We start from the raw sequence: 16,298 nt of genomic DNA, 5'->3' as shown, positions 1-16,298 counted from the left end.
GCCTCCCGGGGCGGGCCGCCTCCGTCACGACTCGCCTCTTCGGACGCTACCTCTGCTCGGGGGCTGCCGGCACGGGCCACACAGGTGATTCGGTCGATAGACACCCGCACGCTACGTGCAGGCCAAACCAGGGCAGGAAACCATTCGGACAGGCCCGAACAGGTGAAACGTCGACCTCATTGCGGGCACAAACAGCCGTCACAGGCGCAGATGCCCGATACGTCACCACCGCTCGGCGCTCGTCTCGTTCACCCGTTCGGCGGCGGCTGTCTCCACCCGGACGGACTCCGGCACCAGGGCCTCGTCCAACAGTCTCAGATACCGGGAGGCCAGTGGTTCGGCGGCCGGTCTCAGATCGAGCCAGCTCCGCAGCAGCCGGTAGCCCTCCACGTAGGTCGTGGTGTAGGCCCGCCACAGCGGATCGGCGATGAAGCGCAGCGACTGGCGGGCTCGACGGTCCGAGATCAGCAGCCAGCGACGGAGGAACGCCACGACCTCCTCCTCGTCCGCGCCCCGATCGTGCAGCATCAACGCGGCGTCCTGCCGCACGCCGAGCAGCCCGGCCCTGGCCGTCTCGACCCGTTCGACGAGTTCGCCCTCCATCCGCAGCCCGAGGTCGGCCATGATCTCGGCCGTCCACGGCCCCCACCCCGGTCCGATGATCGCGTGCAGGCCGAGATCGGCCAGTCCCTCCGCCATCAGGCACTGCGGGGTGTTGACCAGGAAGAGGGCCTGCTCCTCGAAGCCCTGCCTGCCGAGCAGGCCCGCCTCCTTTCGGCAGTGCTCGGTGTGATGACCGGGATAGGACTCGTGCGCCACCAGGTGCGCCAGGTGGGCCATCCGATGGCCGATGTCGGCGTTGATCGCGACCCGCGAGCGGTAGTCGCCGAGGTAGTAGTTGAAACCGCTCCACGGCTTGTCGCTGACCACCTGGTACTCGACCCGTTCCTGATCGGGCAGGCCGTATCGACCTCGGACCAGTTCGCGGAGCGCGCCGGAGAGTTCCACGACACAGCCTTCGAGTCGATGCGGCGGGACCTCGTCGCGCCGTCGCAGCTCGGCGAGTCGATCGGGCAACGACCCGCTTCCCGGCAGCAGCGAGTCCAGCTCGACGTGCGCGGCCCGATACACGTCCTGGTCGCCTGGCGTGATCCGGACCTGGAAATAGGCCTCGACCTCGTCGACGAATCCGATCGGCTCCCCCGCCAGTCGACGCCCCGAGCATTCGAGTGCGGTGAGCTGTGCGGCAAGGAATCGGGTTCGGCCTACGTCGAGACCGACCGAGGGCAGTTCCGCACGCAGCTCGGCGGCCCGCGAGGCGAGTACGCCGGGAACGGGCCTCGGCTCGCCGTCCACCTGACGCCGGAGTCGCGGATCTCCCGTGTAGGCGTCGACGAATCCCTCGACCAGCCGGTCGAAGCGCAGTCCGAGCAGCAGGTACTCGCGCACGAGCTGGTTGCCGTCCATGGACCGGGGAGCCTACGGGCCGGACCCCCTGTTCCACGAGAGCCGCCTTATACCAAAGTCATCACACCGACGCAGACCCGGCCAGCCCAGGCTGACCAGCTCGGACCGACACCCATCGGCGACGATGCACCGATCACCTGCACCGATCACTATCGAGTGAAATACACCTTTCCGTCGATCTACACCCTATAGAGTTCACCCAATTGAATGATCTTCGCACCTACCCGAATCAGATTTCACACAATAGTGTGACTCGATTTCCCATCATGGGAAAACACCTAGTAGCTTTCGGTTTCGACAAGAGAACACCGGTCCATGGCTTGCCCATGAATCGGACCCCGAACCGGTCGCCGGGAGTGGCTCGGAGACCGAAAACGCCTGTCGCGGATTTCCGCATTCAGCCCGGCTGGGCGGTCTCCGAACGACGGGAACCCCGCGACGTCGGTCACGACGGCCCTGACGGGGACTGTGGAACCGCGAGGTTCTACTGCCCGAGTCGTCTTCGGACGCCTCGGGTGACGGTGCACCGGGAATCCCGAGTTATATCTCAAATAATTGAGGAGAGTGAATCCAAGTGCTGAAGAAGGCAGGCGCTGTCGCCGCTGCTGCAGCCGGACTGTTGATGCTGGCTCCGGCCGCTCACGCCGGAAGCTACGACAATGACGGCATCAACATCCTCAACGACAACCAGCTCAGCGTGCTGCCGATCCAGCTGTGCGGCAACAACGTCGCGATCCTGGGCGCGATCATCCCGATCGCCTCGCCGCAGATCAGCCACTGCACCAACGCGCCGCAGATCAACGACGTGGGCAACCACACCTTCATCGACGACTGAGTCGGTGTACCAGTCGGGGCGTCGGGCCTTCGGGCCCGGCGCCCCGACGTCGTATGTGCGGGCAGCCCGGATCGGGTGTCCGCCGCCACCCGTCCTCGACCGGGCGGCGTCACCGCTGCGGCAGTCGCGAACGGCCTCGCGAACGGCTTCGTGAACGACACTGCGAACGGCCTCGCGAACGGCGAAGGGCCGTGCGGCGCCATCGGCGAGAGCCGACGGCACGGCGCACCGCGCCCACCCCGGCACGCCACTTCGCAGTGTCGCCGCCCACACGCTACCGTTCCGTAACCTACGGTCCCGTAACCTGTGTCGCGTGACGACACCGACCATGCCGAAGCCGCTCGTGAAGCCTCGGATGCGCGGCTGGATTCACTTCTGGTCCTTCTTCACCGCACTGCTCGCGGGCAGCACGCTCATCGTGATGGCTGCGGCGACGGTCTCCGGACGCGCAGCGGTATCGGTGACCATCTACGTGCTGACCGTCCTCGGTCTGTTCGGCGTCAGCGCGCTGTATCACCGACGCCACTGGTCGAGCGCGTCGAGCCGGGCGTGGATGAAGCGTCTCGATCACTCGATGATCTTCTTGTTCATCGCGGGCACCTACACACCGTTCGCCTTCCTGGCGCTGTCCCCCGGAACCGGGGTCATCGTGCTGTCGGTGATCTGGGGCGGCGCGGCGGCAGGCGTCGCGCTGAAGCTCCTGTGGCCGCATTCGCCACGGTGGGTGGGCGTGCCCATCTACATCGGGCTCGGCTGGGTCGCGGTCTTCGTGATGCCCGAGATCGGGGCCAACGCCGGGGTCGCGGCGCTCGTACTGCTGATCGTCGGCGGGGTGTTCTACACGGTCGGCGCGGTGTTCTACGCCACTCGCTGGCCGGACCCCTGGCCGTCGGTGTTCGGCTATCACGAGTTCTTCCACGCCACGACGGTCGTCGCGGCCCTCTGCCACTACGTGGCGATCTGGCTGGTGCTGTACGCCTGAGCCGGGTGCGGCGGATCGTCGCCGACACCGTGGGCCCGCCGCGCCGAGGTTCGCGAGCCGGGCAGGCTCGTGGGATCGCACGGCCGATCGATCACCACCGGGCCGGAGCCGGAGGACGACCGTCTCGGGGTCGGCGATGCGTGCCGCCGACCCCGCGATCCCCGCGCGTCGGTCATCCGAGATCGGGCCCCTGGGACCGGAGCTTCTCGACCTCGGCCATGGCCTCACGCAGTTCACCGAGCCACTCGTCGGCATGCTCGCCGACCAGCCGCACGGCCCAGGCCAGGGCCTCGGATCGCGAACGGGCCACCCCGGCATCGACCAGCGTGTCGAGGACGAGCCGCTCCGACTGACGCAGCCTGGTCATCACCGGCACCGAGACCGTCGTGAAGTGCTCTTCGGTACTGCCGAGGCGAGCGCCCCAGGCGACCTTCCGGTCGTAGCGGTGTTCGGCCTGTCGGGCGATCTCGATGCGATCCTCCCTGGTCTGCTCGCGGAAGCGGGCGATCCGACCCGACTCGGCAGCACCGCGTGCCGCGTCGTCGGAGAAGGCCTCGTCGAGCGCGGGCAGTTCGCCGACCAGCAGGATCTCCTCCCGGTCCACCGTGAGTTCCGGCGCCCCGACGAACCAGTCGTCGGGAAGACGGCCTGCGAACCAGGCGGCCGCGTCGTCGGTCGAGGGCAGTTCGGCCTGCTGCCAGCCGCCACGCCCGCGCCCGCCGCCCTTGCCGCGCCCTGAGCGGTGGCCGGGACCGCCGCCCCAGCCGTGCGGACCGCGTCCGGCGGCCATGAATCGTGCGTACATGTGAACCTCCGTTGCAAGGATTACTTAATTACATCCCATCCAACACGGCGGCTCGTCGTCTTGTTCCCGGTCAGCGGGTGAGGGCGGCGCTGAGTTCGGCGGGACGTGTCATGGGCAGGTCACAGACGTAACCCCGGCACAGGAACACTGCCGAGGCGCCGTCGATGGGTGCGCGATCGGCAAGCAGCGGGACGCCGGGGTCCGCGCCCTGTCCGGCCACCACCACCGTGCCGCCGGGGGCGAGCGAGCGGGCGATCGACAACAGGACCTCTCCCTCGGCGTCCGCCGGAGCCAGCGCCACCGCGATCTGCAGCGGGCCCGCGACCAGGGACTCGGCGACGGTGAGCCAGTGCCCGGCGAATCGGGGGCTCCTGGCGATCAGCACGCCCGCTCTGGCCATCGCCTGTTCCGCCGCGGCTCGGTAGGCGCCCGACCGGACCGGGCCGGTCAGCGCCGAGGCGGTCACCAGGGCCTCGGCCAGCGAGGAGGCACCGGACGGGCTCGCGTTGTCGCCCGGATCGGAGGGCCTGCGCACCAGAGCTTCCGCATCGTCGGCGGTGTCGTGGAACAGGCCAGCGATCTCCGGGTCGGCGAAGTGCTGCAAGGCCACGTCGAGCAGGGTCTCGGCCTCGGTCAGCCAGCGGGGCTCCGAGGTGGCCTGATGCAGGGCCAGCAGCCCCTGGGCCAGGCAGCCGTGATCCTCCAGCACTCCCCTGGCGCTGCCCGCCGCCCCGTCCCGAGAGCTGCGTAGCAGCCTGCCGTCGATCAGGTGCAGGTTCAGCAGCAGTTCGGCGGCCTCGACAGCGGCCCGCACCCAGTCCGGCCGATCCAGCGCAGCGCCCGCCTCCGCCAGAGCGGTGATCGCCAAGCCGTTCCATGCGGTGACGACCTTGTCGTCCCTGGCAGGCTGGGGCCTGCGATCCCGGGCGGCCCGCAGCGTGGTCCTGATCCGCTGCCACCGCGCCTCGCCGCCGTACTCGGCGGCCGCCGCCACGGCGGGAGCATCCCCCGCAGGCCCTGCGGCAGGCACGGAATCCGGGTCGGCAAGGAGTCGCAAGGTCGAACTGCCGTGCTCGAAGCTGCCTTCGGGGGTCACCGCAAGCAACTCCGCCGCCCAGCGACCGTCCTGCTCCCCGAGCACCTCGATCAGCTCGTCCGGGGTCCACACATAGGTGAGGCCCTCCACGCCGTCGGTGTCGGCGTCCAACGACGAGGCGAAGCCGCCCTGGCCGGTGCGCAGCTCGGTCAGCAGGAACTCCGCCGTCTCCACCGCGACCCGGCCCGCCAGCGCCGAGCCGGTTCGCCGAGCCAGATGGGCGTACACCCGCAGCAGCAGGGCGTTGTCGTAGAGCATCTTCTCGAAATGCGGCACGACCCAGCCCGCGTCCACGCTGTAACGGGCGAATCCGCCCGCGAGCTGGTCGTACAACCCGCCACGGGCCATCGCCGCGCAGGTCTGCTCGACCAGGTGGAGCGCGCCGGGGTCGTCGGTGCGCTCGTGATGACGCAGCAGGAACTCCAGCACCATCGACGGCGGGAACTTCGGCGCCCCGCCGAACCCGCCGCGAGTACGGTCGAAGACCGCCGTCAGGGTGGCCACCGCCTCGACGAGGGTGGTCTCGTCCACGGGCGCGGCGGGCAGCGGCGCGGTCTGCTCGGCGAGGCCCGCCACGATCCGCGTCGCCGCCTCGCGGACCTCCCCGCGCCGCTCCTGCCAGGCCGCCGCCACCGCGTCGATGAGCTGCGGGAACGACGGCATGCCGGGATGCGGGGTCGGCGGGTAGTAGGTGCCGCAGTGGAAGGGCTCACCCTCCGGGGTGAGGAAGCAGGTCATCGGCCAGCCGCCGCTGCCGGTCATCGCCTGGGTCGCGGTCATGTAGACGGCGTCGACGTCGGGCCGTTCCTCGCGGTCGACCTTGATGTTGACGAAGTTCTCGTTCAGCAGGGCGGCGATCGCCTCGTCCTCGAAGGACTCGTGCGCCATGACATGACACCAGTGACAGGCCGCGTAGCCGACGGAGAGCAGCACCGGCACGTCCCGCCGCACCGCCTCCGCGAACGCCTCCTCGCCCCAGGGATACCAGTCCACCGGATTGTCGGCGTGCTGTTGCAGGTAGGGACTCGTCGCGTCTGCCAAGCGGTTCGCCATGAGCCCTACTCTGGCAGCCTGCGGCGCGGAAGACAGGGAAAGGGCCGCGCTCGGTGCCGGTCGCCTGGTCCTCCCGCATGCGCAGGCCCGGCGGCCCCGGCCGCGCGAAGTCGAGCGCGTCACCGACGGCGCCGCACGGCGCGGCGGACAGGTTCTCGCTTTCCCGCTACAGCGGCTTACCGATGATCGCAGCGGTCACGATCGAGCAGACTCCACTCCATGAGAGGCCGCAGCGCGGCGAGGAGCCCTCGGCCCCGTTCAGTCGGAACGTAGGTGACGAGCACCGGAGTCGTCGGCACCACCGTCCGTTCGATGAGCCGGTTGGCTTCGAGTTCACGGAATCGCTGCGCCAGCATCCGGTCCGAGATGCCGGGTACATGGTTGCGGTATTCGCGGAAGCGGCGGGCGCCCTGAACTCCGGCAAGCAGCATCACTGCCGTCCACTTCTTGCCGACGAGTTCCACCGCGTCGAGGAAACTCCGACATTTCTCCTCGTCGGCCGCATCGAAGCCTGCCTGCGACGCGGGCCCCCGGTGCGGTTCTCTGGTCACCACGCGCGAGACCCTACCAACTTACAAGACATTAGTGACTTACTGGTTGTTTGCCCCTGTTGGCGGGGCGCAGGGATGCTCGCGGCATGATCACGCAACCTCGTCGGCAGCTGCGGTGCCCGTGAACACTCCCGTGAGTTCGACGTTCCGCGCCGCAGGCATCGGCGGGCGGTCCCACGATCCGCTGCGGGCTCCGACCGGCCCGGTGACATGCGCCACGCAGCGATCTCTCCCGAGTGGACGGAGCGCACGCGGACCAGCCCTCGCAGGCGGCCTGCTCGCATCCCGCACACCGGGCAGGCTCCGCAACACCGACCGCACGCCGGTGACGGCAGTGCTCGGCCCCGGCCTGGACCGGCACTCGGAACATTCCCGATGACGGACGTCATCCGACAAACGGAATCATGAAAGGCGGCACCGTGCCCGGGACATGAGTTCGGCCCGCACACTCGACCCCTTGGATCTCAATCGCCCAGGAAGGTAATACGCACACCATGAAGATCGGCATCGGAATACCCAATCAGATCCGCGACGTGAACCCGACGATAATTCCAGAATGGGCGTCGCGAGCCGAGCGAGCCGGCTTCTCCGCGCTGGCCACGATAGGTCGAATCGCCTATCCGGCCGTGCTGGACACCATCGCCCTGGCCGCTGCGGCCGCCGTCACCAAGACCATCGGCTTAACCAGCACCGTCCTGCTGGCCACCACCACGCCGCCTGTTCTGCTGGCCAAGGAGCTGGCGGGCATCGACGGATTGTCCGGCGGACGGCTGACACTGGGCGTCGGGATCGGCGGAAACCGACCCGATGACTTCGTCGTCGACGGACTGCCCGCCAAGGGGCTCGGCAAGCGCATCGACAGCGATCTCGCGGTCTACCAGGACGTCTGGAGCGGCAGGCCTGTCGGCGGGGCACCAATTCGGCCGTACCCACCGGCACTCGCGCAGTTCCGCTGCTCTTCGGTGGATCGGCGCCCGCGTCGTACCGGCGGATGGCCGAATGGGGCGAGGGATACGTCGCCGGTTCGGTGCCTGCCCCGATGGTGGAACCCAGCTTCGACGCGGCGCGGCAGGCATGGAAGGAGGCAGGCCGCGACGGCTCGCCGAGACTCGTGGCCATCGCCTACTTCGCCCACGACGACCTGGCCACCGGGCAGGACAACGTCCGTGACTATTACTCGGCGGTCGGGAGCGATACCGCCGACTTCATCGCGGGCAATGTCCACCATGGGGCGGCAGGCGTCCAGGCCGCCATCGAGTCCTTCTCCGCGATCGGGGCGGATGAGCTGATCTTCCACCCAGCCGTGCCGGACCTGAACGAGATCGAGAAACTCGCCGAGGCCGTCCGGTAAGCCGCCGGAACCAGGCAGGGTGGCCGCCGGTGACGGCTGCCTGCGGCCACCACACCGGCCGGAGCCGGTATCAGCACCGCAACCGCCTGCGCGCCGCCCCGGCAGCACGGTGCCGACCCGGCAGTCTGCCGCCGTCGTCCCGGGTGCGGTTCGCCGTCGGCGAGGCCGCACCGGTGTGCAGGTCCGGTGGGCGGGAGATCCGCCGTTCCTGCGCGCGCCGAGGAGTTCGAGCGCCCGCACCGTCGAGGCCGACCCGATCGGATGCCGCACACTGGGCGGATGAACGCGGGACGAGCGGCGGCCAGGGGTCGGGCGCGGTGGACGGCCGACGCCAGGAGCGCGACGGTGACCGGCGGCGAGGCCGTGCTGCGGCCGGACTCGGATCGCCGCGACGCCTGGACACTACTGGTCGATGGCACCCCGCAGTCCCACGTCGACCTTGCCGAGCCGAGCTATCTGCTCTTCGAATACGTCCGACGCCTCGGGCACGTGGTCGACCTGGTCGGACAGCCGGGCGCGGCGCTCGACGTCGTCCATCTCGGCGGCGGGGCGCTCACCCTGCCGCGCTATGTCGCCGCCACCCGACCGGGCTCCCGACAGCGAGTGGTGGAGTACGACGAGGCCCTCACCGAGTTCGTCCGCACCGAGCTGCCGTGGGACAAGCGGGCGAGGATCAGAGTCAGCGGCGCCGACGCACGGGAGTGGCTGTCCCGACAGCGGCCGGACTCGGTGGATCTGCTGATCGTGGACGTCTTCGCCGGGGCCCGCACGCCTGCCCATCTGACCTCGGCGGAGTTCGTCACCGCTGCCGCCGGGTTGCTGCGACCCGGCGGCGTCTACGCGGTCAATGTGGCCGACGGCCCGCCGCTGTCCTTCGCCCGCAGGCAGGCGGCCACCCTGCGCTCGGTCTTTCCCGAGACTCTGCTGATGGCCGAGCCGGGGCTGCTGCGGGGCAGGCGGTTCTCGAACCTGGTGCTGGTGGGCTCAGCCGCGCCGCTGCCGGTGGCCGAGCTGACCAGACGAACGGCGGGCGACCCGACGGCGGCCCGGCTGCTCGAGGGCGCGGCGTTCGCCGAGTTCATCGGCACCGCGACGCCCGTCGGCGACGCCGACGCCACGGCCTCACCGCTGCCGCCCTCGGGGGTGTTCGGGCGGTGAGCCGTGCCGAGGAACGGGCTGGTCCAGCCAGACCACGAATCGCGCCGAACGACGTGGCCGCCGAAGCCTCTAGTCGGTGATCTTCGGGTGCCTCGTTCCCGCCAGGGTCAGCCAGACGACACGCTGCGCCTGATCAGGGCAGTACCAGACCCGACCGCCCGAGGTCGCCTCGTACTGCCACTGGTCAAATACCCGGCCCCGGATGACGCGGGTCGAGAACTCACCACGCAGTCGATGCTGCCGTTCAGGCCGCTCCGGATTCGTCGGCCGTTCTGAAAGGATGACCCAGGCTTCCCAGGTGTTCGACGGCGCATCTCGACACAACTCCTCCCACCCTTTCGCCGCTTCCGAGGTGGCAAACCGGACAAGCCACCCCTCCGGGCGTCGAGGCGGTGCTGCGCGATCACCACGCTTTCCTGACACTGCTCACGTCTCCATCGGATTCGGCACCGGACCGAAGTCACCGTCCAACGGACCGGACAACTGAGCGGACAGCTCCGGGTCCGCGTAGATGACTGCGGTTGCCTTCCACTCCCGCACCGTCTGCGCGACCACCGTCCACCGTCCGACCTCGGCCGATACCCGAAATGCCCTGGCAAGGTCCTCGACGAAGGCTCGGCGAGCATGCTCTGGAAGAACGTCCACCCAGGGGAACTCGACAGCCGCCGCACTCGCCAACTTCGGGGCATCCAGTTGTGACAGCAGGCCCCGTACCAGCCGGGCCGCATCGAGCGCACCCTCCGCCCTGCTGTTGGCCCGATCTTCTCGGGTCAGCAGCAGATCGGGCCCGTCTCGTCTATGGACCCGCACGTCGCCTTCCTCGGTCAGCTTGGCCACGCCCTTGGGATCACGCTGCAACTCACTCCAGTGCACGTCAGAGGCCATACCGCAATTCTGAACTATTTCGGAAGTAGGCGCAAGTCGCCTCTCCGCCCCGCTCACAGCCTCGGATCGACCGGATCGGACTCCAGCGCCAGCACCGCGAAGGCGCACTCGTGCACCCGCCACAGCGGCTCCCCCGCGACGAGCCGCGCCAGGCCTTCCAGCCCCAGCGCGTACTCCCGCAGGGCCAGCGATCGCTTGGTGTCCAGCTTCCGGTCCTTTAGCCGGGTCAGGTTGGCGGGCTGGAGGTAGTCGGGGCCGTAGACGATCCGCAGATACTCCCTGCCACGCACCTTCAGGCCCGGCTGCACCAGGCGATCCTTCGCCCTGGTGAGGTTGTCGGCGGGCTTGACCACCATCCCCTCGCCGCCCTCGGCGGTCAGGTCCGTCCACCAGGCGACCGCCGACTCCACGGCGGCGGGATCGTCGAGATCGACCTCGACGCGGCGGGTCGTGCGGAAGGTCGCAGGCGCGGCCGCCACCAGCCGATCCGCGACGGCCAGGTGCCAGTCATGCGGCCGGTCCTCGAAGGTCGAGCCCTCGGCCGCCAGGAGCTCAAACGGCGCCAGGCGGACGTCGTCAAGCCCCGACATCGGCGCGCAGTAGCGGCGGTAGGCCTCGCGGAACGCGGCAGCATCGGAGGCACGTCGCGTGGTGCGAGCCAGGAGTTCCGCCACGTCGGCGCCTCGCGACGCCGCAGCGGAGAGGCTCGCGACGGCGGCGGGCAGGGCAAGCTCTGCGGCGGCGCCGACGGCGGCGAAGTTCTCCCGGATGAGCTCGTCCGCCTTGGCGTTCCAGGGCAGCAGCTCGACGTCGAACAGCAGCCACCCGCCTGCCTGCTCGGCCCAGAGCCCTGCCGTCTCGCAGGCTCGCCGAACCCGGTCGAGCAGCCGTCGGGTGTCCGCCACGCCGAAGAAGGACCGGCCCGTCCTGGTGTAGACCGCGCCCGCGATCTCCGCCTGCTCCTCGTCGCTCATGCCGAACCTGAGCCGCGCCGTCTCGGCGTCCCGACACACCAGGACCACCGCACGGGAGCCCATGTGCTTCTCCTCGCAGACCACCCGGCGCACCCCGGCCCCGCGATAGGCCGCGAAGGCCTCGTCCGGGTGTTCCAGCAGGTCGGGACGTGCCGAGGTCGGCGAGGGGGCCATCGTGGGCGGCAGATAGGCCAGCCACCTCGGGTCGAGAGAGAACCGGCTGATCACCTCCAGTGCGGCCGCCGACTGCTCCTCGCGAACGGTGACCCGGCCGTGGTGCGCGGTCTGCACGGTGCGCCTGCCCGCGACGTCCTCGATCCGCAGGACGTCGGGCTCGACCCTGGCAGGCATGGTGTCCGCGCCTGCCTCGGCGGCGGGCGCGGGCGAGGACAGCGGGCGGGCAGGTTCGTACCAGACCTGCTGGGCGGGCACCGAGACCAGCTCGCGCTCCGGATAGCGCAGCGCGGTGAGCCTGCCGCCGAACACACAGCCGGTGTCCAGGCAGAGCGTGTTGTTCACCCATTCCGCCTGCGGGATGGGCGTGTGCCCGTAGAGCACCATCGCGGACCCGCGATAGTCGTTCGCCCACGGATACCGGACGGGCAGCCCGTACTCGTCGGTTTCGCCGGTGGTGTCCCCGAACAGCGCGAAGCTCCTGACCCGCCCGGAGGCCCGCCCGTGATAGCGCTCCGGGAGTCCCGCGTGCGCCACCACGAGCCTGCCCTCGTCGAGCACGTAGTGCGCGAGCAGCGAGTCGCAGAAGCCCTGCACACGCCGGGTGAACTCCGGCGGCTCCGCCGCGAGCTGGGCCAGCGACTCGCCAAGGCCGTGACCGATCGAGACCTTCCGGCCCTGCAGGGCTCTCAGCAGTTTCGCCTCGTGATTGCCCGAGACACACAGGGCCGTGCCGTCGGAGACCATGCCCATCGCCAGTCGCAGGACGCCGGGAGTGTCCGGACCCCGATCGACGAGGTCGCCGACGAACACCACCCGCCGCCCTGCCGGGTGCTCGGCTCCCACCGCCCGGCCCTCGGCGTCGCGACGAAGCCGGTAGCCGAGGTCGCCGAGCAGGGCCTCCAGCTCGGCCCGGCAGCCGTGCACGTCGCCGATCACGTCGAACGGGCCGGTCTCGCCCCGCAGGTCGTTGCGCAGCGGTTCCAGGACGATCTCGGCGTCGGCGACCTCCTCGGGGCTGCGCAGCACGTGGACCCGGCGGAAGCCCTCCTTGGCCAGTCCCTTGATCGACCGCCGCAGCTCGGCTCGGTGCCGACGCACCACGTCCGCGCCGAAGTCGCGATCCGCGCGTTCGGCGTTGCGCCGGACGCAGACGCCCTCGGGCAGGTCCAGCACGATGGCGACCGGCAGCACGTCGTGCTCCTTGGCCAGACGCACCAGGCTCGCCCTCGCCTGTCGCTGCACGTTCGTCGCGTCGATCACGGTGAGCCGCCCGAGAGCGAGCCGGGCACCCGCCACGTGGTGCAGGGCCTCGAAGGCGGGGACCGTCACCGACTGGTCGTTCTCGTCGTCGCCGACCAGGGCGCGGAAAGCGTCGCTGGCCAGGACCTGCGACGGTCGGAATTGCGTACGCGCGAAGGTGGACTTGCCTGCGCCAGTGGCGCCGATCAGCACCACGAGAGCGGTCTGCGGCACTGCGATCGTGCTCATGCGGACGCCCCTTCCTTCGCCGAGGACCGCGCGGAGGCCACGGGCCCCCGATCGTCCTGTCTGCTGAACACGGCGAGCTGGGTGAGCGGCCCGAGATCCGGATGAGTCGCCCCGACCCCGTCGAAGCGAACGCGGTAGCCGTGTCGATGACAGACCTGCCGTGCCCAGCTCGCGAACTCGCCCCTGGTCCACTCGAATCGGTGATCGGCATGGCGGAATCCCGCCGATGTCAGGGAGTCGAACAGCACGTTGTACTCCACATTCGGGGTGGTCACCACGACGGTGCCCGGCCGGGCATGGCCGAACACGGCCCGTTCGAGGGCGGGCAGCCGAGCGGGGTCGACATGCTCGACGACCTCGATCAACGCCGCGCCGTCGTAGCCGACGAGATCGTCGTCCAGGTAGGTCAGCGCCGACTGGCGCAGGGTCAGCCGAGCACGCCGAGACTCCGGAAGCCGGTCGACGCCGATTCGTCGTTCGGCGATCCGCAGCGAGCGCATCGAGACGTCGACGCCGGTGACCGCTGTGAAGCCGGGGTCGGCCAGCAGGTCGGCCACCAGCTCCCCGCTGCCGCAGCCGAGATCGAGCACGCGGGCGGCCCCGGCCGCGCGCAGCGCGGTCACCGCCGCGAGCCGCCGCTGCCGCGCATGTTCGCCGCGCCGGGCGGTGCGGTGCGCGAGCACGTCGGCGACCGGGTCCGGCTCCTCGTCCTCGGGGACCTCGTCGGCGAGCCTGCCCAGGGCCGAGGCCACGTAGTCGCCGCGATGCGCCAGGTATCGAGCGGTGACCAGCTCGCGCTCGGGATGTCCGGCCAGCCAGCCCGACCCGGCACGCAGCAGCTTGTCGACCTCCTGCTCGGCCACCCAGTAGTGCTTGCCCGCGTCGAGCACCGGCAGCAGCACGTAGAGCTGGTTGAGTGCGTCGCAGAGCCGCATCGAACCGGTCAGGCGCAGCCGGGCGTAGGGCGCGTCGCCCCAGGCAGGCAGGCGCTCGTCCAGCGGCGGCGTCGTGCTGTCGACCTGCCAGCCCAACGGGGCGAACAGCCGGTGCGGCAGGCCCGCATCGCCCCGGACGGGCGCGGCGGGGACCTCGATCTCCAGGGGCAGCACGCTCTCGGCCAGCTCGGGTCGTGCCTCGCAACGGCCCCGCATCGCGGTGCCGAAGACCGAGCCCAGGGCGACCGCGAGCATCGAGGACGCGGCGTAGGGCCGGTCGTTGACGTAGGAGTCCAGCCCGGCGGCCTGACGTCCGCTCCGGCCCGCCCGCCGGGCCAGCGCGATCGGGTCGACCTCCAGCAGCAGTGCGGCCGTGCAACCGGCCTCGTCGGCCCGTGGATAGAAGACGTGGGCCGAGCCCGCAGACACCGAGAAGCTCTGCACCCGGTCCGGATGTTTGTGCAGCAGGAAGCCGAGGTCCGTCGCGGGCTGATGAGTCGTGGTCACGGTGAGCAGCACCGTGCCATCCTTCCCCAGCAGGACGCTCGTTCGCAGGCGGTTTACCGTCCAACCGTTCCACCGGGAGGACAGGGCCGAGCGCCTGCTCAGGACGGCGATCCGCTTCACCCGCGGTCGTACCCACTCGCCACGCCGAATCCCTGGGCGGGGAACCGGCAGTGGCGGTGGTGTGCAATCACCCGGAGTCGCGGCTCCCGGCAGCGCCTCGCGTGGTGCTCGCGCCGTCGGTCGACGTACCGACCCGAGCGGACTCGGCCGAGCCGTCGCGCTCTGCCGTCGGATCTGCGGCCGAGTCGGCATTGCCGTCCGCGCCGCCCTCGGGGGTGTCGAAGCTGGCGGGCAGCTTACGCAGATGTCTGGTCATCGACCGCACCAGGAACCCGACCGCGATGAAGAAGAGCACCATCAGGACGAGCCCGACCGGCGACGACTTGCCGAAGTCCTCACCCTGCCCGCCGGGGTCGTCGACGCCGAAGGCCAGCGCCGACCACGCCAGCGCGCCCGCGCCGGCGATCACACCGTCACCTTCTCGTGTACGCCTGCGAACAGGTCGTCCTCCGGCAGGGTCGCGTCGACGAGGGACCGCACGAGTTCGTACTCCTCGGTGGGCCACACCTCGCGTTGGACGTCCAGCGGCACGGCGAACCACCTGCTGTTCGGATCGATCTGCGTGGCATGGGCGATGAGGGCGGCGTCGCGGGCCTCGAAGTGCTCTTCGCACCGCACCCGCGTCGTGACCCGCTCCATCACGTCGGGCCGCGACTCGTCCCAGTTCGCAAGCCACTCGCCGTAGGGCGACTCGATGCCGCGCGCGATCAGCTCCTCGTGGAACGTCGTCATCTTCGCGCGGGAGAACCCGTGCGAGTAGTAGAGCTTCTTGGGCTGCCACGGCTCGCCCGCCGACGGGAAGCGCTCCGGGTCGCCCGCCGCGTCGAACGCGGCCATCGACACCTCATGACAGCGGATGTGGTCCGGGTGCGGGTAGCCGCCGTTCTCGTCGTAGGTCACCATGACGTGCGGCCGGAACTCGCGGACGACGCGGACCAGCTCTTCGGTGGACACGTCGAGGTCGACCAGCGCGAAGCAGCCCTCGGGCAGCGGGGGCAACGGGTCGCCCTCGGGAAGCCCCGAGTCGACGAAGCCGAGCCACCGATGTTGGACGCCGAGGATCTCTGCCGCCGCCGCCATCTCCTGGCGACGCACCGCCGTGATGTTCTCGGCGATCTCCGGACGGTCCATGGCCGGGTTGAGGATGCTGCCCGCCTCGCCACCGGTACAGGTGACGACCATCACGTCGTGGCCCTCGGCGACATAACGCACCAGGGTTGCTGCGCCTTTACTCGATTCGTCATCCGGGTGAGCATGCACCGTCATCAATCGCAGCTTCTCAGCCATGGTGCGACCGTCGTCCCTCCTGCAGGTGTAACCGCCCCCCGGCGAGCAGCCTCCCAGGGCGGTCCGGGGATACTCGTCAACGCGAGCAACGATGCCATTGTTCCCGCCGTCTCTGACGATCCGCACTTGAGGTATGCATAGGCCGTGAACGACACCCCGCCGTCGACGACGCTGCGCCAGCGGCCAGCGGGCCGTTACGGCACCCCCACCCGCAGGCCGTCACGATGGGTGTTGATCGGATCGCTCATCGTCGCGGTGGGCATCGGCCTGGTGGCCTCTGTCGTGGCGTACCGCAACTACGGGAGTCCGCCGATTCGGGCGGAGCAGATCGCCTTCGACATCACCTCGGACGACGCGCTCGATCTCAGCTTCGAGGTGGTTCGGGACGAGCCATCCCGACCCGCCGTGTGCGTCCTGGAGAGCCGCGCGGAGAACGGCGACGAGGTAGGCAGACGCGAGGTCTACATCCCGCCCGCCGAGGGCTCGATGATCTACACCACGACGCTCCGCACATCGCAGCCGCCGGTCATCGGCGAGGTGTTCGGCTGTTCGTATGACGTGCCGGAATACCTGATCGACACTGCGCTGACTCCACCTGGAGGGGGGATGCGGCCAAGCGGGTGAACC

At 69.9% G+C, this 16,298-nt stretch carries 14 protein-coding genes and 1 pseudogene; 6 read left to right on the top strand and 9 right to left on the bottom strand.

The genetic code is table 11. From position 1 onward, the window contains the following. Positions 1-222 precede the first annotated feature (222 nt). Positions 223-1,467, bottom strand: coding sequence for a DUF885 domain-containing protein (locus UA74_RS04095; RefSeq protein ID WP_075763820.1), 1,245 nt, complete (start codon positions 1,465-1,467; stop codon positions 223-225). A gap of 574 nt (positions 1,468-2,041) precedes the next feature. On the opposite strand from UA74_RS04095, the gene UA74_RS04090 reads away from it, so the two are divergent. After that, positions 2,042-2,302 carry a hypothetical protein gene (locus UA74_RS04090; RefSeq protein ID WP_075739040.1) on the top strand — a complete coding sequence of 87 codons (261 nt, stop codon included), beginning with the start codon at positions 2,042-2,044 and terminating at the stop codon, positions 2,300-2,302. 328 nt (positions 2,303-2,630) lie between these two features. After that, positions 2,631-3,284: a PAQR family membrane homeostasis protein TrhA gene (gene trhA, locus UA74_RS04085; protein ID WP_075739039.1), complete on the top strand. Its 654-nt coding sequence runs from the start codon at positions 2,631-2,633 to the stop codon at positions 3,282-3,284. Positions 3,285-3,456: 172 nt separating this feature from the next. Here trhA and UA74_RS04075 read toward each other — a convergent pair whose 3' ends face one another. The 3 genes from UA74_RS04075 to UA74_RS04065 form a co-directional block, all read right to left on the bottom strand. After that, complete coding sequence (locus tag UA74_RS04075) at positions 3,457-4,074, bottom strand: hypothetical protein (RefSeq protein WP_075743380.1); 618 nt, start codon at positions 4,072-4,074, stop codon at positions 3,457-3,459. Positions 4,075-4,159: 85 nt separating this feature from the next. After that, positions 4,160-6,238, bottom strand: a complete 2,079-nt coding sequence (locus tag UA74_RS04070; protein WP_075739035.1) for a thioredoxin domain-containing protein — start codon at positions 6,236-6,238, stop codon at positions 4,160-4,162. A 176-nt stretch (positions 6,239-6,414) separates the two neighbouring features. Next, positions 6,415-6,792, bottom strand: a complete 378-nt coding sequence (locus UA74_RS04065; RefSeq protein WP_198042916.1) for a winged helix-turn-helix transcriptional regulator — start codon at positions 6,790-6,792, stop codon at positions 6,415-6,417. A 491-nt stretch (positions 6,793-7,283) separates the two neighbouring features. Here UA74_RS04065 and UA74_RS33915 point away from each other — a divergent pair. The 3 genes and pseudogenes from UA74_RS33915 to UA74_RS04055 all read left to right on the top strand — a co-directional run. Next, positions 7,284-7,634: pseudogene (locus UA74_RS33915) on the top strand (LLM class flavin-dependent oxidoreductase); the annotation flags it as partial. 41 nt (positions 7,635-7,675) lie between these two features. Next, a complete protein-coding gene (locus UA74_RS33910; protein WP_318533307.1) occupies positions 7,676-8,140 on the top strand; it encodes an LLM class flavin-dependent oxidoreductase in 465 nt (154 codons plus the stop codon). A 279-nt stretch (positions 8,141-8,419) separates the two neighbouring features. Next, positions 8,420-9,298 carry a spermidine synthase gene (locus UA74_RS04055; protein WP_075739031.1) on the top strand — a complete coding sequence of 293 codons (879 nt, stop codon included), beginning with the start codon at positions 8,420-8,422 and terminating at the stop codon, positions 9,296-9,298. Between the two features lie 426 nt (positions 9,299-9,724). On the opposite strand, the gene UA74_RS04045 is transcribed toward UA74_RS04055, so the two are convergent. From UA74_RS04045 to mca, 5 genes are all read right to left on the bottom strand, one after another. Beyond that, a complete protein-coding gene (locus tag UA74_RS04045; protein WP_075739027.1) occupies positions 9,725-10,183 on the bottom strand; it encodes a hypothetical protein in 459 nt (152 codons plus the stop codon). Between the two features lie 53 nt (positions 10,184-10,236). Next, complete coding sequence (locus UA74_RS04040) at positions 10,237-12,822, bottom strand: polynucleotide kinase-phosphatase (RefSeq protein WP_075763819.1); 2,586 nt, start codon at positions 12,820-12,822, stop codon at positions 10,237-10,239. Further along, on the bottom strand, positions 12,819-14,276 hold the full coding sequence (locus tag UA74_RS04035; RefSeq protein WP_075765940.1) for a 3' terminal RNA ribose 2'-O-methyltransferase Hen1: 1,458 nt from the start codon (positions 14,274-14,276) through the stop codon (positions 12,819-12,821). Before UA74_RS04035 ends, UA74_RS04040 begins: the two co-directional genes overlap by 4 nt. Before the next feature lie 175 nt (positions 14,277-14,451). Then, positions 14,452-14,793, bottom strand: coding sequence for a hypothetical protein (locus tag UA74_RS31480; protein ID WP_198043198.1), 342 nt, complete (start codon positions 14,791-14,793; stop codon positions 14,452-14,454). Next, the gene (gene mca / locus UA74_RS04025) at positions 14,790-15,671 is read right to left on the bottom strand and encodes a mycothiol conjugate amidase Mca (RefSeq protein ID WP_075763818.1); all 882 of its coding nucleotides are present in this window, start codon (positions 15,669-15,671) and stop codon (positions 14,790-14,792) included. The genes UA74_RS31480 and mca overlap by 4 nt, the downstream gene beginning before the upstream one ends. 144 nt (positions 15,672-15,815) lie before the next feature. Here mca and UA74_RS04020 point away from each other — a divergent pair, with 144 nt between their 5' ends. Continuing rightward, entirely contained in the window at positions 15,816-16,295 is a 480-nt protein-coding gene (locus UA74_RS04020; RefSeq protein ID WP_232237623.1) for a DUF4307 domain-containing protein, read from the top strand. Positions 16,296-16,298: the final 3 nt, after the last annotated feature.

This window comes from Actinoalloteichus fjordicus (assembly GCF_001941625.1).
In the GTDB taxonomy this organism is placed as follows: Bacteria; Actinomycetota; Actinomycetes; order Mycobacteriales; family Pseudonocardiaceae; genus Actinoalloteichus_A; species Actinoalloteichus_A fjordicus.
Note: the sequence above shows the minus strand (reverse complement) of the source record. Positions and strands in the feature narration are given on the sequence as shown.